The organism is Paraburkholderia phymatum (assembly GCF_040965635.1).
Classification (GTDB): Bacteria; Pseudomonadota; Gammaproteobacteria; order Burkholderiales; family Burkholderiaceae; genus Paraburkholderia; species Paraburkholderia phymatum_B.
Genome location: NZ_JBFRCH010000003.1, coordinates 443,451 through 464,963 on the forward strand (window position 1 = coordinate 443,451; position 21,513 = coordinate 464,963).

15 protein-coding genes and 2 riboswitches are annotated in these 21,513 nt (G+C 64.8%); of the genes, 6 read left to right on the forward strand and 9 right to left on the reverse strand.

What is annotated here, in order from left to right; all coding sequences use genetic code 11:
• Window positions 1-78: 78 nt before the first annotated feature.
• From AB4Y32_RS08615 to cobW, 6 genes are all read right to left on the reverse strand, one after another.
• Window positions 79-1,080, reverse strand: coding sequence for an OmpA family protein (locus AB4Y32_RS08615; protein WP_368720906.1), 1,002 nt, complete (start codon window positions 1,078-1,080; stop codon window positions 79-81).
• A gap of 50 nt (window positions 1,081-1,130) precedes the next feature.
• On the reverse strand, window positions 1,131-3,650 hold the full coding sequence (locus tag AB4Y32_RS08620) for an ESPR-type extended signal peptide-containing protein (protein ID WP_368720907.1): 2,520 nt from the start codon (window positions 3,648-3,650) through the stop codon (window positions 1,131-1,133).
• A gap of 372 nt (window positions 3,651-4,022) precedes the next feature.
• On the reverse strand, window positions 4,023-4,667 hold the full coding sequence (locus tag AB4Y32_RS08625) for a vWA domain-containing protein (RefSeq protein WP_368720908.1): 645 nt from the start codon (window positions 4,665-4,667) through the stop codon (window positions 4,023-4,025).
• Window positions 4,668-4,696: 29 nt separating this feature from the next.
• Window positions 4,697-5,728 carry an ATP-binding protein gene (locus tag AB4Y32_RS08630; protein WP_368720909.1) on the reverse strand — a complete coding sequence of 344 codons (1,032 nt, stop codon included), beginning with the start codon at window positions 5,726-5,728 and terminating at the stop codon, window positions 4,697-4,699.
• Window positions 5,725-9,528 carry a cobaltochelatase subunit CobN gene (gene cobN, locus AB4Y32_RS08635; protein WP_368720910.1) on the reverse strand — a complete coding sequence of 1,268 codons (3,804 nt, stop codon included), beginning with the start codon at window positions 9,526-9,528 and terminating at the stop codon, window positions 5,725-5,727. The genes AB4Y32_RS08630 and cobN overlap by 4 nt, the downstream gene beginning before the upstream one ends.
• A gap of 10 nt (window positions 9,529-9,538) precedes the next feature.
• Entirely contained in the window at window positions 9,539-10,657 is a 1,119-nt protein-coding gene (gene cobW, locus AB4Y32_RS08640; RefSeq protein ID WP_368720911.1) for a cobalamin biosynthesis protein CobW, read from the reverse strand.
• A 191-nt stretch (window positions 10,658-10,848) separates the two neighbouring features.
• Window positions 10,849-11,126: riboswitch (cobalamin riboswitch) on the reverse strand.
• A 106-nt stretch (window positions 11,127-11,232) separates the two neighbouring features.
• A riboswitch (cobalamin riboswitch) is annotated at window positions 11,233-11,489 on the forward strand.
• Between the two features lie 209 nt (window positions 11,490-11,698).
• Here cobW and cobA point away from each other — a divergent pair.
• The 5 genes from cobA to bluB are packed head-to-tail and all read left to right on the forward strand — an operon-like array spanning window position 11,699 to window position 15,489.
• A complete protein-coding gene (gene cobA, locus AB4Y32_RS08645) occupies window positions 11,699-12,445 on the forward strand; it encodes a uroporphyrinogen-III C-methyltransferase (RefSeq protein WP_368720912.1) in 747 nt (248 codons plus the stop codon).
• Complete coding sequence (locus AB4Y32_RS08650) at window positions 12,442-12,888, forward strand: cobalamin biosynthesis protein (RefSeq protein WP_368720913.1); 447 nt, start codon at window positions 12,442-12,444, stop codon at window positions 12,886-12,888. The genes cobA and AB4Y32_RS08650 overlap by 4 nt, the downstream gene beginning before the upstream one ends.
• Window positions 12,885-13,487 (forward strand): cob(I)yrinic acid a,c-diamide adenosyltransferase, encoded by a 603-nt coding sequence (cobO, locus tag AB4Y32_RS08655; RefSeq protein ID WP_368720914.1) that lies wholly within the window; start codon window positions 12,885-12,887, stop codon window positions 13,485-13,487. Before AB4Y32_RS08650 ends, cobO begins: the two co-directional genes overlap by 4 nt.
• Before the next feature lie 3 nt (window positions 13,488-13,490).
• The gene (locus AB4Y32_RS08660) at window positions 13,491-14,795 is read left to right on the forward strand and encodes a cobyrinate a,c-diamide synthase (RefSeq protein WP_368720915.1); all 1,305 of its coding nucleotides are present in this window, start codon (window positions 13,491-13,493) and stop codon (window positions 14,793-14,795) included.
• Window positions 14,779-15,489 carry a 5,6-dimethylbenzimidazole synthase gene (gene bluB / locus AB4Y32_RS08665; RefSeq protein ID WP_368720916.1) on the forward strand — a complete coding sequence of 237 codons (711 nt, stop codon included), beginning with the start codon at window positions 14,779-14,781 and terminating at the stop codon, window positions 15,487-15,489. Before AB4Y32_RS08660 ends, bluB begins: the two co-directional genes overlap by 17 nt.
• A 28-nt stretch (window positions 15,490-15,517) precedes the next feature.
• Here bluB and AB4Y32_RS08670 read toward each other — a convergent pair whose 3' ends face one another.
• Together AB4Y32_RS08670 and AB4Y32_RS08675 are read right to left on the reverse strand one after the other, a co-directional pair.
• Entirely contained in the window at window positions 15,518-16,201 is a 684-nt protein-coding gene (locus AB4Y32_RS08670) for a response regulator transcription factor (RefSeq protein ID WP_368720917.1), read from the reverse strand.
• A gap of 765 nt (window positions 16,202-16,966) precedes the next feature.
• Window positions 16,967-17,758 (reverse strand): DeoR/GlpR family DNA-binding transcription regulator, encoded by a 792-nt coding sequence (locus AB4Y32_RS08675; RefSeq protein ID WP_368720918.1) that lies wholly within the window; start codon window positions 17,756-17,758, stop codon window positions 16,967-16,969.
• 210 nt (window positions 17,759-17,968) lie between these two features.
• Here AB4Y32_RS08675 and AB4Y32_RS08680 point away from each other — a divergent pair, with 210 nt between their 5' ends.
• Entirely contained in the window at window positions 17,969-20,449 is a 2,481-nt protein-coding gene (locus tag AB4Y32_RS08680) for an FAD-dependent oxidoreductase (protein ID WP_368720919.1), read from the forward strand.
• Window positions 20,450-20,496: 47 nt separating this feature from the next.
• Here AB4Y32_RS08680 and AB4Y32_RS08685 read toward each other — a convergent pair whose 3' ends face one another.
• The gene (locus AB4Y32_RS08685; RefSeq protein WP_368720920.1) at window positions 20,497-21,384 is read right to left on the reverse strand and encodes a helix-turn-helix transcriptional regulator; all 888 of its coding nucleotides are present in this window, start codon (window positions 21,382-21,384) and stop codon (window positions 20,497-20,499) included.
• Between the last annotated feature and the right edge of the window lie 129 nt (window positions 21,385-21,513).

A 21,513-nucleotide genomic window follows, 5' to 3' on the forward strand; every position in this document is an offset into this window, starting at 1 on the left:
TGTCACGAGCCACAAAGAAGCGGCCCGGTCATTCGCATGACCGGGCCGCTTCGCTCTTGCGGGACGTTATTGCTATTGCTATTGCGGCTGCGGCTGCTCCGGCTGTGGCTCCTGACGCTGCGCGGCGGCCGGCTGCGCAACCAGCGCGCTGACGCGAACCTCCACGCGCCGGTTCGGCGCGAGACACGCGATCACGGCGGGCGTCTTCGGCCCCGGACACGTCGCGACAGGCGCCGCCGAGCCTGCGCCGCGCACGTCGAAGCGCGCGGCGCTCACGCCACGTTCCTTCAACGCGTCAGCGACGGATTGCGCGCGACGCGACGACAGATCGCGGTTGTGCTCGACGCTGCCGAAGCGGTCCGCGTAGCCCGTCACCGTGACGGCGTCGATCGTGCGCGCCCGCTTCAGCTTCGACGCAAGCGTGTCGAGCGCGGCGTTGCCGTTGCGCGTCAGCATCGCGCTGTCGAAATCGAACAGCGCGTCAGCGGACAGCGCGACGGGCTTCTCGACCGCCGTCGGAACATCGGCGGGCGGCGGCGCGCAGCGGTTCAGCTCGTCGTCGACCTGCTCGCTCAGCTTCTTCGCGCGCTCGATCGATTCCCAGCCGTGCACCCAGCGCGTGCCGTGCGTTTCGTCCTGCTCTTTCCAGACTTCGTCGGTGAGCGCGAGCAGCCGCCCCGCCGACTCGCCCTTGCAGGACGACGCCGAAGCGCGCGCATTGCTCGCTTCGATTGCGCGGATCGCCTGGACCCAGTTATCGCGCGTCGGCCAGTTCTTCACACTGAACATCGGCTGCCACTGCCCGCTGCCGTCGATCAGATAGCGTGCGTTGCCGAGCGCCCGTTTCGCCGCGTCGTTGTAGACGTTCGACACGAGCACGTGGCCGTCCTGACGCCCGGCGATTTCCAGGTAGGCTTCCGCGACGCCGCGCCGGTACGGATCGGCGAGGCGCTGCGCGGCGGGCATCAATGCCGCGGCCTCACTCTTGATACTGGCCGCGAACGCTGGCGCCGCGAAGATCGCAGTGCAGGTCGCGGCCACCACTGCGAGCGCCGCGCTGCGTAGTATTGGTTTTTTCATAGATTTCTCCGCGCCCGCCACGCAATTCGCGCGGCGGGCGTGCCCGGCACTCAGAAGCCGATCGTCGCGCCGACCGATGCGCCCGTGCTTGCGCCGTTGCCCGTCGCCCGCGTGACATGCGCATTCAGGAGCACGCGGTCGCTGACCCAGTAGTTCGCGCCGATCGCAATCGCGGCAGCCCCGCCATAGGTGCCCGCCGCAGCGGACATCTGGAAGTTGCCTTCCGCGCGCGCATTCGGAATCAGCGACGTCGCCGCCATGGCCGCCGCGCCCAGCGAGTTCATCTTGTTGTTCATCTTGCTGAACTGCTGGTCCGTGTACGCGTTTGCCGCCTGCACCGCCTGGTTGCCCATCCGCGAGAGCATGTCGTTGACCTGGCCGAAGTTCACCGCATCGCCCGGCGCCGTACCCGCTGCAACGTTGGTGATGCGGCGCTGCTGCGAAGCCGAGCCGACGGACACGGTGTTGTCCTGATCGGCGACGGAGCCCGCGCCGAGCGCCACCGCGTTGCTGCCGCTCGCCGTGGCGTTCGCGCCGATCGCCGTCGCCGTGGGACCGCTCGCGGCCGCGTTCGCCCCCGTCGCGATCGAACTGTCGCCGCTTGCCTTCGCATTGAAGCCCGTCGCAATCGACTGGCTGCCGCTCGCGTTCGCGGTCGGCCCCATTGCCGTCGCGTGCGTGCCGCTTGCTGCCGCTGCCTCGGTATCGCGGTCGCCGTCGGCTGTGAACATCGGATCGACTGCGCTATTCGCGAGGTTCGTCACGTTCTGAATGGCCGCATTCAGCTGATTGACGTTGACGGCATCCGTGCCTGCCGTGCCGGCCGCCACGTTGGCGATCTGGCGTTCGTTGCCCGCCGACCCGACCGACACCGTGTTGTCGCGATCCGCCACCGAACCCGAACCCAGCGCAACCGAGTTCGTCGCCGAGGCCGTCGACGCATTGCCGACTGCCACCGAGTTCGATCCAGCCGCCGTCGACTTGCTGCCGACTGCCACCGCGCTCGTTGCCGCCGCTGTCGCCGCGCCGCCGATGGCCACTGCGTCCGTGCCCGTCGCCGACGAGTCGGCCAACATCGAGTTCGCGTGGAAGTACTTGATGCCGCCACCGTTGACGATGTTCGTCACCGCGTTGTCGATATTGGTCACGCGGCCGTCGAGGTTGGTGATCGCGGCGCCAACGTTGGTCACGGTCGTGTTGCCCCCATTGAGCACGTAGGTCGGCGCGGAGATCGTGCCCGACGTCGGGTCGAAGGTCGAGCCGCCGCCGAGCGCGCTCGCCGCCGACTGCGATACGTTGTACAGCTGCGCGCCGTTCACTGCATCGGTGCTCGATGCGTTCGTGTTGCCGTTGAGCAGCCCTGTCAGCCTGCGCGCGCCCGCGGTGCCCGTGAAGTCCACGACAGTGCCGTCCGTGCCCTTCGCGACCGTGATGGCGCGTGTCGATTGATCCTGCTGCACCAGACCGATCGAGCCATTGTCTATCTGCGTCTGGATGTTGCTGATGTCCGTCGTGTTCTGCGTCACGCGGCCATCGAGGTTGGTGATCGCGCCACCTACGCTGGTCGCGGTCGTGTTGCCGCCGTCGAGCACGTAGGTCGGCGCGGAGATCGTGCCCGTCGTCGGGTCGAAGGTCGAGCCGCCGCCCAGTGCCGCTGCCGTCGAGCTCGACACGTTGTACAGCTGCGAACCATTAATCGCATCCACGCTCGATGCATTCACGTTGCCGTTGGCTACGCCCGTCAGCTTGCGCACACCTGCCGTGCCCGTGAAGTCCACCAGCGTGCCGCCCGTTCCCTTCGCCACCGTCACCGTCGCTGACGAACTGGCCTGCTGCACCAGACCGATCGAGCCATTGTCTATCTGCGTCTGGATGTTGCTGATGTCCGTCGTGTTCTGCGTCACGCGGCCATCGAGGTTGGTGATTGCGCCGCCCACGCTGGTCAAGGTCGTGTTGCCGCCGTCGAGCACGTAGGTCGGCACAGAGATCGCGCCCGTCGTCGGGTCGAAGGTCGAGCCGCCCCCGATCGCGTTCGCCGTCGAGTTCGCCAGGTTGTAAAGCTGCGAACCATTGACCGCATCGGCGCTGGACGCGTTGACGTCACCAGCCGCGAGATTCGTGATTTTTTTCGTGTTCATGTCGACGGTGTTCAGAATGCTAACGCCTGCCGTACCCACCAGCTGCAGCAAGCCAGTCTGATAACCGGTAACACGGGCCGTCGATGCTGAAAAACCGTACGACCCATTGGTGTCTCCCGTATTGTTCAGCGAGAACGAAAGAGGATTGCTACCCGCAATGGTGCAGTCCAGGTTGTTCACATTCGTCACGTACCCGTACGAAGAACCCGTGCCCCCCGACGCGAGTCCCGGACACAGCTCAAGCGAACCGAATCCAGCCGTGACGGCAGCATGTGCGCCACTCCCCGCGAGCGCCAGGCCTGCACCGATGATGCCGATGACGGCCGCGAGACTCTTCTTCGACGACCCCTTGCCGCGCGCAGCGGCGTTCTCCTGTGCGGCGGCCCACGTGCCCGTCGTTTCGTTCCACACAGTCCGGTAAATTCTATTCATTTGTCATCCTAACTTTTCTAAATAAATGATCAGCTTCAGTCCAGCGATCGGATCAGATATCGAAACGAATTCCGCTTTGTGGTGACGCTTCGAGTGCGGAAAGAGACAACGTCCGCATGTCGACTTCTTTCAGACGTCGCAGACAATCCACATCCAATCGACGGATTAGCAGCGTCGGCAAGTTAGGCGAAACGGCAGAAGTGCTGAATAGGAGCAGTCTTATTTAGATGTTTGCCACGCATAGTTCGAAGCATTCCTACGTATGCCTTCGAAAAAGACTCGAAAAGGCGATGCGGATATCTCGAACCGATATGGGCAACGTGCCGGAATGGTGCGCGGAAGTTTGCGATCGCGGCAATGCTGTGAGCGGAATTACCTTGCCGCAATCAACCCGTCAGGACGCACGTACTCGCCGCCCCACGCTTGCGCGAGCTGCGCGCAGCGACCAAGCCGCACCGTCTCGTCGCGCTCGAAGTCGACGAAGATGACATGATCCGCAGCAACGGGCCGCACAGGCGTACCGCTGCTGCGGCCGTCCGTGAAAATCCACAGCCATCGCTGCTGGCCAGGCTTGCGGCGTGCCGCGCGTTCGAGCACCGTCGCCGCCGTTTCGGTGCCGAGCGTCAAAGGCGTGCCGCCACCGCCGCCGATGGGCGACAGCCACCGCTCGTTCCACCAGCGCGGCACGGCGGGACGAAAGCGCACATCGGCACGTTGCCCGCCGAAACACACGAGCGCTGCCTCCGACCGCTCGGCGCGCGCCTGATCGAACAGCGCGACGAGCAGCCCCTTGGCAAGCGCAAGCCTTTGCCCCGAGAGCATCGAGCCGGAGCAATCGAGCAAGAAGCAATGCAGCACGCCGCCACGTGCGGCTTCACTAACGAAGCGCAGGTGATCCACATGCAAACGTTGATTGCGCTTCGCGGCAAGCGTGCGCGGCCACGCGATACGCGCGCCGGCAGAGCCGCCGCGCGACGCATCGCCCGCGCCTTGCCGCCATCGAAAACCGCTGCGCATCGCGCGCGCGGCCGCGCCCTTTCGATGGCTCAGCGTTTTTTTGTCGGAAGCGGAATGACCTGCTTGACGTGCGTGGTGCCCGTCCGTTCGGGTGGAAGATAGCCGTAGTCGCTTTCGCCGGATGGATTCGCGCTATCGGTAGAAGACGGCTGCCGATCGGAAGACGCGGCCTCCTGAGGCTGTCCGGCCTCATCGTCATGCAAGCGCCGCCTATGCAACAGCACCGATTCCGCCACTCGATCCACATGCTCCAGTGTCACCTCGCCCGCGCCGTCGAACGCGGCCAGCGCGCGCGCCGCGCGCAGCATCACGAGATCCGCGCGCAATCCATCGACGCCCGCGGCGATGCACAATGCGCTGACGTGCGCGTGCACGGCATCGTCGAACGACAGACGTGTCAAAGACGCGCGAGCATCGCGTATGCGTGCGACGAGCGCATCCTGCTGCTCGACATAACCCGAGCGAAAACGGAAAGGTTCGAGATCGAACGCAAGCCGCGCCTTGACGATGTCCTGACGCGTCTGCGGCTCGTAGCAGTTCTCCAGCTCGACCATCAAGCCGAAGCGGTCCGTCAGTTGTGGACGCAGCTCGCCCTCTTCCGGATTCATCGTGCCGATCAACACGAAGCTCGCATCATGCGTGTGCGAAACGCCATCGCGTTCGACCGTGTTCACACCGCTCGACGCCGCATCGAGCAACGCATCGACGAGCGCATCCGGCAGCAGATTCACTTCGTCGACATACAGCACGCCGCGATGCGCACTGGCCAGCAGCCCCGGCGAAAAGCGCACCGACGCATCGCGCAGCGCCGCTTCGATATCGAGCGTGCCGATCAGCCGGTCCTCGCTTGCGCCGAGCGGCAGTGTCACGAAGCGGCCTTCGGGCAGCAGTTCGGCGAGCGCGCGCGCTGCCGTCGATTTGGCCGTGCCACGCGGCCCGCTGACCAGCACGCCGCCGATGCCCGGATCAACGGCGGCGAGCAACAACGCCCGTCGCAACGGCGCCTGGCCGATCAATGCGGAAAACGGAAACACGGCAGGCATCGCACGGGTTTCGCTCATGATCGTGATCCTTCGATGTGCTGTTCGCTATTCAGCAGATGTTGTTCGATTTGCGCGCGATAGCCGCCCGGCTGCTGCCAGAGTCCGCGCTGCATCGCTTCGACGAGCCGCTCGCAGACGGCGTGCAGCGCATGCGGATTGTGCCGGCGCATGAACTCGCGTGTATCGCCGTCGTTCAGATACGCATCGGCGACGAGCGCATATTGATGATCGGCGACCACGCGCGCCGTGGCATCATAGCCGTAGAGATAATCGACCGTCGCGGCGATTTCGGCCGCGCCTTTGTAGCCGTGACGCTTCACGCCGTCGAGCCACTTCGGATTCACGACGCGCGAACGGATCACGCGCGCGATCTCTTCATGCAGCGTCCGCACGCGAGGCGCATCCGGGTTGCTGTGATCCGCGTGGTAGACGTGCGGCTGATTGCCCGCAAGATGCCGCACGGCCGCCGTCATGCCGCCCTGGAACTGGTAGTAGTCGTTCGAATCGAGCACGTCGTGCTCGCGGTTGTCCTGATTCTGCAAGACGACATCCATCGCCGCGAGCCGCGTGCCGAATGCGTGCCTCGCCTCTTCGCCCGCGCTCTTCTGCGTGTACGCGTAGCCGCCCCACGACAGATACGCGTTCGCGAGATCGGCGTCCGTCTGCCATCGTTGCGTGTCGATGATCTCCTGCAGCCCCGCGCCATATGCGCCGGGCCGCGCGCTGAATACGCGAAAGCCCGCGCGCCTGCGCGCTTCATCCGGCGCGACGCCGCGCGCGATCCACGCATCGCGCTCGCGCATCACGCGCGCGCGAACAGGGTTCACGTCCTCGTGCTCGTCGAGGCCGGCGACAGCCTGCACGGCCGCATCGAACAGATGCATCACGTTCGCGAACGCATCGCGGAAGAAGCCCGACACGCGCAACGTCACATCGATGCGCGGACGATCGAACGCGGCGATCGGCATGATCTCGAAGTCGGTCACGCGATGGCTGCCCGGCGCCCACTTCGGGCGCACGCCCAGCAACGCGAGCGCTTGCGCGATATCGTCGCCGCCCGTGCGCATCGTCGCCGTGCCCCACACGGACAGGCCGATCGCGCGCGGATAGTCGCCGTGCTCCTGCAAGTGACGCTCGATCAGTGTCTGCGCCGACTTGAGACCCAGCGACCACGCAGCTTGCGTCGGGATCGCGCGCGTGTCGACAGAATAGAAGTTGCGACCCGTCGGCAGCACGTCCGGACGTCCGCGCGACGGCGAGCCACTCGGGCCAGGCGGCACGAAACGCCCTTCGAGGCCGCGTTTCAGATGCATCAGCTCGTGCGCACCGCATGCGTCGAGACGCGGCAGGATCTCCTCGCGCAAGCGTTCCAGAACGCGCGCCGCGTGCGGCAAGGCATCGGCATCGAGTGGAATGCGTGAATCGCAAGGCAAGCCGCACATATCGTCGAGCAAACACGACGCGAGCAGTTCGAGCCGTTCGCGCGTGTCGCCGTTGTGACGCCACGGCGCATCGCCGATCTGTTGCAGCAATGCAGGACGCGGCCCTTCCCACGCAGCCGACCAGTCCGCCGACAGCGGATCGAACACGCGATCGACATGCAGATCGCGAGCGAGCGCATCGATGAGCCCGGCCTTCGCGCCCTGTCCGTCGCCGAAGGGAAAGCGTGCGAGCGCAAGCAGCGTATCGCGCCGTTGCACGCCCTGAGGCGACTCGCCGAACGTATGCAAACCGTCGCGTATCTGCGCTTCCTTCAGCTCGCACAGCCATGCATCGACGCGCGTGAGCAGTGCGTCTTCCGCATCCGCATCGTTCGGCGTATCGACGCTCAGCTCTTCATGCAGCCGATGCGTGACAATCGTATCGAGAATGGTCTTGCGCAACAGCTTCGCGCGGCGCGGATCGACCATCAGCGCGTCATAGTATTCGTCGACCTGGCGCTCGAGGTCTTGCAGCGGCCCGTAGTTTTCGGCGCGCGTGAGAGGCGGCATCAGATGATCGACGATCACGGCCTGCGCGCGGCGTTTCGCCTGGCTGCCCTCGCCGGGATCGTTGACGATGAACGGATACAGATGCGGCAGCGGCCCGAGAATCGCATCGGGCCAGCACGCATCGCTCAGCGCGACGCTCTTGCCCGGCAGCCATTCGAGATTGCCGTGCTTGCCCACATGCACGACGGCATCGATACCGAACTGATGACGCAGCCAGAAATAGAACGCGAGATACGCATGCGGCGGCACGAGTTCGGCATCGTGATAGCTCGCGTAGTCGTTCTGCTCGCGCGAGCGCGGCGGCTGGATGCCGATGAACACATGTCCGCAGCGCCAGCCGGCGATCATGAAGCGCTCGCGCCGTAAGGTCGGATCGCGTTCGGGCGGCCCCCACTTCGCGTTCAGCGCATCGCGCAGAGATTGAGGCAGACCCGCGAAGTGCGTCATGTAATCGCTCAACGCGAGGCTTTGCAACGCGGGCCGCAGATCGCGCACGACGGGATCATTGGTCACGCCTTGCGTCAACGCGTTCATCAGCGCGTCGCCGTTCGCGGGCACGTCGTCGATGCGATAGCCCTCGTCGCGTAGCATCTTCAGGATGTTCACCACGGACGCAGGCGTATCGAGTCCCACGCCGTTGCCGATGCGCCCTTCGCTCATCGGATAGTTCGCGAGTATCAGCGCGAGCCTTTTGTCGGCGTTGGGCGCGCGGCGCAACTTGCACCAGCGCTCGCTCAGTTCGGCGACGAACGCGACGCGCTCGTGATCCGGCTGATAGCGAACCACGTCCACTTGCGTATGCGGACAGCGATACGCAAGGCCCTTGAAGCTGATCGCGCGCGTGATGATGCGGCCGTCCACTTCGGGCAGCGCGACGTGCATCGCGATATCGCGCGAGTTGAGGCCGTGATTGTCCTTCTCCCAGTCTTCGCGGTTGCCGCCGCTCAGGATCACCTGCATCACGGGCGCGTCGCCCGCCAGCGCGAGCGGCTCCGGATCGTCTATCGCGGAAGCGGCAAACGCGGTCGTGTTCAGCACGAGTGCGATGTCGTGCTGCGCGGCGAGTTGCTGCACGACATCGCGGCTAATCGCATCCTTCAGCGACGTGATCGCGACCGGCAACGGATTCATGCCGCGCGCTTCGAGCGCATCGATCAGCGCATCGAACACGGCCGTGTTGGCCGCCTGCAAATGCGCCTTGTAGAACAGGACCGCGACGACGGGCGCGCCCTGTGTCCAGCGCGCCTGCCAGTCTTCGATGGCCGCTGCGTCGCGCGCGGGGTGATACAGCGCGGCAGCGGGCAACGGGCTCGGCGGCGCGGGCTCGTCGCCCCAGCCGAGCGCGCGCCACGCGATGCAGCGCATGAAGGACTCGGCATTGCGCGCGCCGCCCTCGCGCAGATAGCGCCACAACTGATGACACAGGTCTGCATCCGCCGTGCTGTGCGCGAGCAGATTCGGGTCTTCCTGCAAGTCGCCGGAAAACATCGCGAGCGTCTGCCCGTTGCGCTGCGCGAGCGCGACGACCTGCTCGATCCCATACGGCCAGTACGACTCGCCGCCCAGATGATCGACGACGACGACGCGCGCATGCTGCAACACATCGTCGATATAGAAATCGACGGAAGCCGGCTGCCGCAGATACGTGACGTTCGCGAGCCGCACGCTCGGAAAGCCTTCGCCAAGACGCGGCACGACGCTCGCGAGCAGCGACAGCGTCGTGTCGGCGGAACTGAGGATGACGATATCGGCGGGCTTCTGGTCGATACGGATGACGCCCTTCGTATCGTCGACGAAACCGCCAGGGACGGTGCGCAGCAGATGCATCGCGCCGCCTTCAGGCCTGTTGCGTCTGTGCGTTCGCGACGTCGTTCAACGCTTCGTCGAGCGCGCGCTGCAGCGCCCGCTGATCGAGATCTGCGCCGATCAGCACGAAGCGGCTGAGTGCCGAGCCAGCAGAAGCGTCGAATTCGCCCGCCTGCCAGCGCCGGTCGAAATAGCTGTCGAAGCGCCGCCCGACGCCTTGAATGACGAGACGCATCGCCGCGCCGGGCAACGCCGCAAAACCCTTCACGCGATAGATCGTGTGCGCTTCGACCACTTGCCTGAGAGCCGCGATCATCGTGTCGCGCGACGGTGCCTGTGCCGTCACGACGACGGAATCGAACTCGTCATGATGGTGGTCGGCGTGACCTGGATCATCGGCGGAACCGTGATGATCGTGCCGCAGATGAATCGTTTCTTCCGATGCCGATTCGAGCCCGAGCAGCGCGTGAAGATCGAGTTGCCCCATATGCGCGCGCACCACTTTCACCTGAGGCGGTATCTCTTCGCGCAGCGTCGATTCGACGGCGGCCTGCTGCGCTTCGTCGAGCAGATCGGTCTTGTTGAGGATCACGAGATCAGCCGCCGACAACTGGTCTTCGAACAGCTCGTGCAGCGGCGATTCGTGATCGAGATTGGGATCGGCCTTGCGCAACCGGTCGACGGCGGCGGGATTGTCGGCAAACTGGCCGCTCGCGACGGCAGGACCGTCGACCACGGTGACGACGGCATCGACGGTGAAGCTGTTCTTGATCGACGGCCAGTTGAATGCCTGCACGAGCGGCTTCGGCAATGCGAGCCCCGATGTTTCGATCAGCACGTGATCGATCTGGCCGCGCCGCTCGACGAGCTGCTCCATCACGGGAAAGAACTCTTCCTGCACGGTGCAGCACAGGCAGCCATTTGCGAGTTCATAGAGCTGGCCTTCCGTCTCGTTGCCGTCCTCGTCGCAACCGATGCCGCAACCCTTGAGGGTTTCTCCGTCGATGCCTAGCTCGCCGAACTCGTTGACGATCACCGCGATGCGCAGGCCGCCCGCGTACTGAAGAATGTGACGCATCAACGTCGTCTTGCCGCTGCCGAGAAAGCCTGTGATGATCGTCACGGGAATCTTGCGCATCTGTGTCTGCATGATGGCTCCGTTGCCCGCTGTGTTTCGGGCGACTCTGGACTCTGGAATCGCAACGCCGCGAGCGATGCGAGTCAGCGTAATGCACGGGGACGGAAAACGGCGCCGCAAACGCTTCGCGGCATAAAGAAGCAGGCGCGAAACGGGCACGCGGCACGTGCGGAATCGTGAACGCAGCGCCGCATCCCCGCAGCATTGCATCGTTTTCTCGGGCCGGTATCCGGGCTGATGAAAGCGCCGCCTCTCCTTCCCGCGCGAGCGTTTTCGCGCAGTGGATGATCTGCATGGGCCACTGTTGGACGCACATGCAGCGAGACGGCTCCGCATCGACTTCGCGATGCCTTCACCTACCGTTGCGGGGAGCAGCATAGTTTGGCCCTGTGACGACACGAGCGACACGAGGGGCCTGCTATTTCCCGTTTAACTGCGCGAGCAGAAAGCGCGCGCGAGCACCAGAGTGCGTGCGAGTTTAGGCTCGCACGCGAGGAGCGTCAAGAATAGAGCCGGAATGCTTTCTTCGCACCGTTGCTGCGTGCTCATCGAGGAAACTCCGCAGCGACGCGCAAGGTCGGCTGTGCTATCGTATGCGCGCGTCTGGTGCCGTGCCTGCGCTCGCTTGCACGGTTAAACGGGAAACAGGGAAGCGCCTCTCACACGGCACATGCTGTGCGGCAAACGAAGCGCTCAGCCTGTGCTGTCCCCGCAACGGTCACGCGGCGAGCGGGAGGAACAATTTCCGCGCAGTGCGTTCAAGGCCACTGCCTGCATCATGCAAGTGGGAAGGCGAACGCGATGAGCCGCCAGCCCGGATACCGGCCAGATGCAAGGGGGCGACGGGACCGACGAAACCGTTCGCCATTCGCTGGAGCCGCGGGAAACGGACGCCAGCGCCCACGCGCGACGCGCTGCTTGCACGCCCGCTTGTACGCCCGCTTTTGCGCCCGTATATAAGCCGGCTTCAGGCAACGGCGCCGCGCATCAAATGCAGCATCGCATGACCCACATTTCTTCAAGGCCCGCCCACGCAGCGGCGCTACATTCGCGATGAGCCGCGCCTGGCTGATCGGCGCCGGCCCCGGCGACGTCGAACTGCTGACGCTCAAGGCCGTCCGCGCGCTCGCGCAGGCCGACGTCGTGCTCGTCGACGATCTCGTGAATCCCGAAGTCCTGCAATTCGCGCGCGACGATGCGCTGATCGTCCACGTCGGCAAACGCGGCGGTCACGCATCGACGCCGCAGCCTGCGATCGTCGCGATGATGCTCGATTATTTGCGCGCGGGCCGCAGCGTCGCGCGTCTGAAGGGCGGCGATCCGTTCGTGTTCGGACGCGGCGGCGAAGAGCTGCAGGCGTTGCAGGCGGCCGGCGTGCATGTCGAGATCGTCAGCGGAATCACGGCGGGCATCGCCGCGCCCGCTGCAATCGGCATTCCCGTCACGCATCGCGATTACGCGCAGGGCGTGATCTTCGTCACGGGCCACGGCGCGGGCGAGCACGAGGCCGACTGGTCCGCGCTCGCCGCCACCCGGATGACGCTCGTGATCTACATGGGCATGCGCCGCCTGAACGACATCGCCCACGCATTGCTGCGCGCCGACATGTCGCCGGATACGCCGTGCGCCGCGATCGAATCGGCGACGCGGCCCGAGCAGCGTCACGTATGTGCGGCGTTGCGCGATCTCACCATGCGGGTCGCGGACGCGGGCCTGGGCTCGCCTTCGATCGTCGTGATCGGCGGGGTCGCGTCGCTGGCCGCGCCCGTCGATGCATTTCTTCAGCACGCGTCGTCATGACGGGGCTCATCGTGGGCATCGGTTGCCGACGCGGCGTATCGGCTGAACAGATCGAAGCGGCTGTGCGCGACGCGCTCGGCGATACGCTGCCGTTCGAAGCGCTCGACGCCGTCGCAACTATAGCTATGAAATCCGACGAAGCCGGCCTCGTCGCGTTCTGCGCACGCCATGCGTTGCCGTTGCGCACCTTCACACGCGAACAGATCGCCGCACTCGACGTACGCACGAACGCATCGCAAGCCGTACGCGAGCATATGGGCGTCGATGGCGTGTGCGAACCGTGCGCGCTGCTCGCGACGCAAAACGGACGGCTGCTCGTGCACAAACGCGCACGCGATGGCGTCACGGTCGCGATCGCATGCTCCGCCGATGACATCAGGGCCGTACAGAGCGCCAACCATCAGCACTCAAACGACACACACCGAACGAAGGACAATCGATGAAGACCGACCCCGAATCGCATGCACGCATGACGCAGCGCCGCCGCGAAGGCCACGAGAAGAAGCAGGCCCAGGCGACCGTCGAAAAAGGCCTGCTGATCGTCTACACGGGCACGGGCAAAGGCAAGTCCACGGCCGCGTTCGGCATGGCCGTGCGCGTGCTGGGCCACGGCCTGAAGCTTGGCGTCGTGCAGTTCATCAAGGGCGCGCTGCATACGTCGGAGCGCGATTTTCTCGGCGCCCAGGCGAACTGCGATTTCGTCACGATGGGCGATGGCTACACCTGGAACACGCAGGACCGCGAAGCCGACATCGCGACGGCACGCAAAGGCTGGAACGAGGCGCGCCGCATGATCGAAAGCGGCGACTATCAGATGGTGATTCTCGACGAACTGAACACCGTGCTGAAGTACGAGTATCTCCCGCTCGATGAAGTGCTATCAGTCGTCGGCGCGCGGCCCGAGATGCTGCACGTCGTCATCACGGGACGCCACGCGCCTGACGCGCTAATCGACGCCGCCGATCTCGTCACCGAAATGCGCCTCGTCAAGCATCCGTATCGCGAGCAGCACGTGAAGGCGCAGCGCGGCGTGGAGTTCTGAACGATGCCCGCGTGCCCCGCTCTCTTCATCAGCGCGCCGGCGTCGGGCCAGGGCAAGACGACGATCACGGCCGCGCTCGCGCGGCATCATCGGCGCATGGGGCGCGACGTGCGCGTGTTCAAGACGGGCCCCGACTTCCTCGATCCCATGATCCTCGCGCGCGCGAGCGGCGCGAGCGTGCTGTCACTGGATCTGTGGATGGTCGGCGAACGTGCATGCCGCGCGCTGCTCGCCGAAGCGGCGCGCGACGCGGATCTGATCCTGATCGAAGGCGTGATGGGCCTTTTCGATGGCACGCCGAGCAGCGCCGATCTCGCCGCGAAATTCAACGTGCCCGTCGCCGCCGTGATTTCGGCGAAAGCGATGGCACAGACCTTCGGCGCGGTCGCGTTCGGCCTTGCGCGCTTTCGTCCGGATGTGCCGTTTCATGGCGTGTTCGCGAACCGGGTCGGCTCCGCGCGTCACGCGCAGATGCTCGAAGAGTCGTTGCCCGCCGATCTGAAGATGCTCGGCTATCTGTCGAGCACCGATGCGATCGAATTGCCCGATCGACATCTGGGCTTGCTGCAAGCTGAGGAAATCGGCGATCTCGACGCACGGCTCGATCGTGCCGCCGATGCGCTCGCATCGACGGCGCTCGCGCAACTGCCGCCCGTCGTGACGTTCGACGAGCCCGCGCACGAAGCGCCGCTGCCGCGAATGCTCGACGGCATGCATATCGCCGTCGCGCGCGACGCTGCGTTTGCGTTCATCTATCCGGCGAACGTGCAATTGCTCGAAGCGCTGGGCGCGCGCGTCACGTATTTCTCGCCACTCGCCGACGAGCGTGTTCCCGTCGATGCGAACGCGCTCTATCTGCCCGGCGGCTATCCGGAACTGCACGCGCCTGCGCTTGCAGCCAACGCGCGCAGCGCGGCATCCGTCCGCGCGCATGCCGCTGCGAACAAGACCATCGTCGCCGAGTGCGGCGGGATGCTGTATCTGCTCGACAGCGTCACCGACACGCAAGGTGTCACGACGCCGATGCTCGGTCTGGTGCCCGGTCATGCCGCAATGCAGACGCGTTTCACCGCGCTCGGCATGCAGCAGATCGACGACCGCGTGCACGGCACGCTGACGGGCCACACGTTTCACTACTCGCGCGTGAGCACGCCGCTCGCGCCCGTGCGTCACGCGACGCGCGCACAGTCCGACGCGCCCGGCGAAGCCGTCTATCGCCAGGGTTCGATCGTCGCCACTTACATGCACGGCTACTGGCCGTCCAATCCGGCCTTCGCGGCCGCCCTCTTCGATGGCCGAGCCTTTTGACGACGCCGAACGCGCGGCGGTCTACCGCGCGATCTACGAGCGGCGCGACATGCGCCACTTCGTTCCAACGCCCGTCGATCCCGCCGTCCTCGCGCGCCTCGTCGATGCCGCGCATCACGCGCCGAGCGTCGGCTATATGCAGCCGTGGCGGATCGGACGCATCACCGACCCCGCGCTTCGGCAGAAGCTGCATGCCGCCGTCGAGCGCGAGCGCGTGCTGACGGCGGATGCGCTCGGCAAGCGGCGCGACGAGTTCATGAAGCTGAAGGTCGAAGGCATGCTCGAATGCGGCGAACTGCTCGTGATGGCGCTGATGGACGGCCGCGAGAAGCACATCTTCGGACGGCGCACGCTGCCGGAAATGGATCTGGCTTCGGTGGCGTGCGCGATCCAGAACATGTGGCTCGCGGCGCGCGCGGAAGGGCTTGGAATGGGCTGGGTGTCGCTGTTCGATGCCGACGAAGTGCGCGCTATGCTCGGCATGCCGGAAGGGGCGCGGCCCGTCGCCATTCTGTGTCTAGGGCATGTGGAGCGTTTTTATCCCGAGCCGATGCTCGAATCGGAAGGCTGGGCAAAACGCATGCCGCTCGATGCGTGTCTCTTCGAGAACACGTGGCGCGATCAGAAATCCGCTTGCGAAGACGCGACGTCGATGCAGTCGATGCAGCAGCAGGCGCACGACGATGCGCGTTGAGCGCCGCTCGAAAGCCTTTGAGCGCCGCTTACGTGTCGCCCTTCTCGATGCGTTCGAGACGGTAGCCGTAACCGTAGATCGGCATCAGCCGGTAGCCGTTCTCGGGACGCAAGCCGAGCTTCGTGCGCAGCATCGACACGTGCGTGTCCATCGTGCGCGACGGAATGGCCGCCGCCTGTTTCCAGATCGCATCGAGAATATGCGAGCGCGACAGCGGTCGGCTCAGATGCTTGAACAGCAGCAGCGCGAGTTCGAATTCCTTGTGCGTAAGCGTGACGGAATGGCCGCGCACATGGACGCGCTTCGAGCCCGGCTCGAATTCGTATTCGCCGAACACTTCCTTTCCCGCCACCAGCCCCTGGCCGGTGCCGCGCAACAGCATGCCGACGCGCGCGAGCAGCGTCGCCGCGCTGATGGGCTTGACGAGACAATCGTCGACGTCCGCTATCTGGTCGGACGTGTCGTCTGCGCTCATCAACAGGAGGACGGGCAAACGCTCGGTGAGATTCTCGCGGACCCAGCGCAGCACCTGACCAGGCGACAGGCCCGATGCATTGCGATCGAGCACGAGCACATCGAACGGCTGGCTACGCAGTTGCCCGATCAGCGCCTGTCCATCGTCGAATGCATGGCAGGCGTGCCCCGCCGCCGACAGCGTTCCGCACACGAATTCGGCTTGCGCCCGTGTCTCCTCCAGAACTGCAATTCTCATAAAACCCCGCAACGCTCAATCGTTGTTTCCGTCCGACCGGGAAATCGTGGATGAAGGACCACAACCGGCGATATGAAATTGGAATTCCACATTGGCCTGGCGTTCAACTCCTGCATCGATTGCGGGCCAATTCCTTCACATTGCCCGACAATGCCTTGATAGCCCGATATTGCTTTAATGCCTTCGCACCCTATTACGGCTCATCGAACAGCCGGTTATAAGAGGCGCGAACTCGACTTCTTTTGACCGCCTCTTGCGAGCGGATTTTTCTTGCATTTCGCTGTCGGCGATACTTCACCGGCTTATTGTGCCGCCGCCCTGAAACGAGCGCCGCTGCTCGCTTTGCGCGGAGTGTCTCAGCTTTTCGCAGTTGGAAATGACTGGCGGGCGACTGATGACCAGCCGGCGAACAAGGCCGCCCGTGCATGCGGCACTGCATCACAAACGTCCCTTTGCGGATTTAACATTCACGCAATAGAGAGTTCATTCCAATTACCGGAAAGATTTAACAATTCAAGCGTCGTCGTTGACGCTTTCATTTAAATCGGGGTGAAGATTATTAGAACGAATTCAATCAGTCAATTAACCTCTCATTTTTTGTGCAGCCGGTGAACCACTTCGTTAAATCGGTCGATGGCGGCGATAAGCGGCTTATCCCGGCTTCACACGCCCATGCGTGGGCCCAGGACAGTTCCCCTGATCGCGTTGGCGGCTCTTGCGGCGCCGCACTTCAGGTCCGTGGCCGATGCGGTGCGCCGCTCACGATCAGAGGCCGGCCCCGCCTGCTCCGCCTATGGGCGCCGCGCAGATCACTTCGACGCCCGCCGCCGTCAGAACTTTCGACAGCGCCGCAGCCGGCGCGACATCCGTGACCAGGATGTCGAGACCGTCCGGGCCGAATACGTGAGCGAGCGCACTGTGGCCGAACTTCGTGTGATCGGCGGCGACGACGCGTCGCTCCGCTTGCGAGAACGCCGCGAGCGCAAGCGCGGCATCGGCGGGCTGCGCGTCCATGAAGCGCCCCTTCGCGTCGATAGCCGTGATCGACACGATCGCATAACGCACGTGAAATTGCCGGACGAAAGCGAGCGCGCTCTCGCCAACAGCGGACGCATCGTCGGCACGAAGTTCGCCGCCCGCCATCAGCACGCGGTTGCCGTTGCGCGGCGCGAGCAGATGCGCGATCTCGGCGGAATTGGTGACGACCGTCAGGCGCGAATGCGATTCGAGCGCGTGAGCGATATGCACGCAAGTCGTGCCGCCGTCGAGCAACAGTGAATCGCCGTCGTGGATCATCTGCGCGATGCGCGCCGCGATCGCACGCTTGGCGTCGCGCTGCTCGACCATGCGGCGGCTGAACGGCGGCTCGTCGAGTTGCGCGGGCAACATGATGCCGCCGTGCACCTTGACGAGCAGCCCCTCGGCGACGAGCGGCTTCAGATCGCGCCGAATGGTTTCGTCGGACACGGCGAACGTGTTCGCCAGATAGGTAATGGTGCAGGTCTGTTGCGCGCGGACGAGACGCAGGATCTCGTTCTGTCGGTGGTTGGCGAACATCGGCGGCGGCGGTCGGAAATTGGCGCGAGTCTAGCAGACACTTGCGACTGAGGCCAACACGAATCCAATCACTTCCACACATCCCCGCTTATCTACTCGCATGAAAAGTGCCCGCAACATTGCATTGCGCGCATTTTTGCGGCAAAGTACGCATCGACGCATTTCCACATACCTCAACGCAATTCCACAAACCTCAGCGAGATCCAACACATGTCAACCAATCCTCCGACGCAGGCACGCGTCGTCATCGTGGGCGGCGGCATCATTGGATGCTCGCTCGCCTGGCATCTCACGAAGCTCGGCTGGACGGATGTCGTGCTGCTCGAACAGGGCCAGCTGTCGTGCGGCACGACGTGGCATGCGGCCGGGCTGGTCGGTCAGTTGCGCGCGCAGGAAAGCATGACGAAGCTGATCCGCTATTCGACCGCGCTGTACGCGGAGCTCGAAGCGGACACGGGGCTCGCGACGGGCTGGAAGCAATGCGGTTCGCTGTCGGTGGCGCGCTCGCCCGAGCGGACGACGCAGCTGAAGCGCACGGCCGCTGTCGCGCGCGCGTATGGCGTGACGTGCGACGTGATCGGCGCGAAGGAAGCGGGCGAGCTGTGGCCGCCCATGCGCACCGACGATCTGCTCGGCGCAGTCTGGCTGCCCGGCGACGGCAAGGCGAACCCAACCGACCTGACGCAGGCGCTCGCGCGCGGCGCACGGCGGCGCGGCGCGCGCATCGTCGAGAACACGCGCGTCACCGCGATCCGCACGCGGCAGACGCGCGAGGGCCGCGAGGCGAGCGGCGTCGCGTGGCGCGACAAGGCGGGCAACGAAGGCGCGATCGCGGCGGAGATCGTCGTCAATTGCGCGGGTCAGTGGGCGAAGGCCGTGGGGCGGCTGTGCGACGTCACCGTGCCGCTGCATTCGGCCGAGCACTACTACATCGTCACGGACAGGATTGCGGGCGTGCATCCCGATCTGCCCGTGATGCGCGACCCGGACGGCTATATCTACTTCAAGGAAGAAGTCGGCGGCCTAGTGATGGGCGGCTTCGAACCGGATGCGAAGCCGTGGGGCATGAACGGCATTCCGGAGAACTTCGAGTTTCAGTTGCTGCCCGACGACTGGGATCAATTCCAGATCCTGATGGAGAACGCACTGCAACGCGTGCCTGCGCTGGAGACGGCCCAGGTGCGCCAGTTCTACAACGGCCCCGAGTCGTTCACGCCCGACAACAACTTCATCCTTGGGGAAGCGCCCGAGCTGCGCAACTTCTATGTCGGCGCGGGATTCAACTCGATGGGGATCGCGTCGGCAGGTGGCGCGGGCATGGCGCTCGCCGAGTGGATCGTCGCCGGCGAGCCGACGATGGACCTGTGGCCCGTCGATATTCGCCGCTTCGCGCGCTTCAACGGAAACGATATATGGCTGCACGACCGCATTAAGGAGACGCTCGGCCTGCACTACGCGATGCCGTGGCCAAACCGCGAACTCGATAGCGCGCGTCCCTTCCGGCGCTCGCCCCTTCATGCGTTGCTGCGGGACGAAGGCGCATGCTTCGGCAGCAAGATGGGTTGGGAACGCGCGAATTTCTTTGCGCCGACGCGTGAGCAGGCGCGCATCGACTACGCGTTCGGCCAACAGAACTGGCTGCCCTGGAGCGGCGACGAACATCGCGCATGCCGCGAACGCGTTGCGCTCTTCGACATGACGTCGTTCTCCAAATTTCTTATCAAGGGACGCGATGCCGAAGCCGTGTTGCAGCACATCGTCGCGAACGACGTCGCCGTGCCGCCGGGCACGACCGTCTATACGGGCATGCTCAACGCGCGCGGCGGCTACGAATCGGATTTCACGCTCACGCGTCTCGCCGCCGACGAATATCTGCTCGTCACGGGCTCCGCGCAAACCACGCGCGACTTCGACATGATCGACAAGCGCATTCCGCGCGACAGCCACTGCATGCTCGTCGATGTGACGGGTCAATATGCGGTGCTCGCGGTGATGGGACCGCGTGCGCGCGATCTGCTCGCGAGCGTGTCGAAGGCCGACTGGAGCCATGCGGCGTTCGCATTCGGGCAGAGCCGCGAAGTCGATATCGGCTATGCGACGGTGCGCGCGACGCGCATCACGTATGTCGGCGAACTCGGATGGGAGCTGTATGTACCCGTCGAATTCGCAGTGGGCGTCTATGAAACGCTGCATCAGGCGGGCACGCGTTTTGGCCTGAAAAACGCGGGCTATTATGCATTGGAGTCGCTGCGCATCGAGAAAGGTTATCGCGCATGGGGGCGCGAGTTGTCGCCAGATACGAATCCGTTCGAAGCGGGGCTCGCGTTCGCGTGCAAGCTCGACAAGGATATTCCGTTCGTCGGCCGCGATGCGCTCGTCAAGCTGCGCGGCGAACCGCTGCGCAAACGTCTCGTCGTGCTCACTGCGGACGGCGCAAGCGATCGCATGCTATGGGGCGGCGAGGCGATCCTGCGCGATGGCAACGTGGCGGGCTTCGTCACGTCGGCGGCGTTCGGGCATACGCTCGGCTGCCCGGTTGCGATGGGTTACGTGAAGCGCGACGACGGCGCGCTCGACGAAGCATGGCTCACGAGCGGCCGCTATCAGATCGATGTCGCCGGCGATCTGCTGCCGGCTACGCTGCATCTGAAAGCGCCATACGATCCCGCCGCGGCGCGCGTGAAAAGCTGAATCACAGGCGGGCTGAATCGCATGCGGCGCGAACGCAACGCCCTGCGCTAGCGCGCAATGATCAGCCGTCTCTCGCCGTTGCCGGCGAGATCGCGCGGCGTCACGCCGAGCAGCCGCTTCATCCAGTGCGCCATGTGGCTCTGATGTGCAAAGCCGGTTTCGAGCGCGACCTGGCTCGCGCTCAGGCGCCCTTGCAACAGCAGCGATTGCGCACGCTCTACGCGCCGCAGCACGACATGCCGATGTACGGGCACGCCGAACGTCTCGCGAAACAGCACCTTGAAATGCGGCACGCTCAGTGCGGCGAGCGCGGCGAGTTCGGCGAGCGTCAGACGTTCGTCGAGATGCGACTCGATATAGTCGCTCACGCACGCAGCAACACGCGGCGACAGCGTGCGTCTTTTGTCGTCGCGTGGGACGCCGGCGCCCGCGAGCCTCACGATCATGGCTGTGCACAGGCTCTCCGCGTAAAGCGGATCGGATGCGTATTCGGCTTCGAGTTCCGCGCGCATGGCCCAGGCCAGATGCTGAAACCGCGCGTCGCGCATCTGGAATTGCGGGCGAATCTGCGCATCGGCTGCACGCAGGCCAAGTTGGTCGAACGTCTCGCGCGCGAAATCGTCGGCAATCCAGATGCGCAAGATCGTACAGCTTGCGTCATCGGACCACTCGCCGTCGAGCCCGGCTGGAATCACATCGGCATCGCCATGTGCCTGAATTCGCGCATAACGGTGGCCGTTGCATCGGCACACGGCTCTCACAGGCGCGCCGACATGCACGCCAACGCGATGATGCGCCATCGCCGGAATGCGATGTGCGCCGGCGGCCACCCCGACGAGTTCCGCGCCGAAACGGGACCAGCCGAGCGACGCGCTCGAACGCAAGCTCTCGCGCGCGCCGGAGTGCGGCACCAGCCGACCGTTGACTGCATTCATCGCCTGCCCCTTCCGTCATCGTTCAGATCGACGCATTGTGCTTCGTTTCGCGCCAGCCTGCAGGCCGTCGATTCATGTGGACTGCCATCGCACGCAGATCGTCATCCGGATCTGCTGTTCTGCATCCTT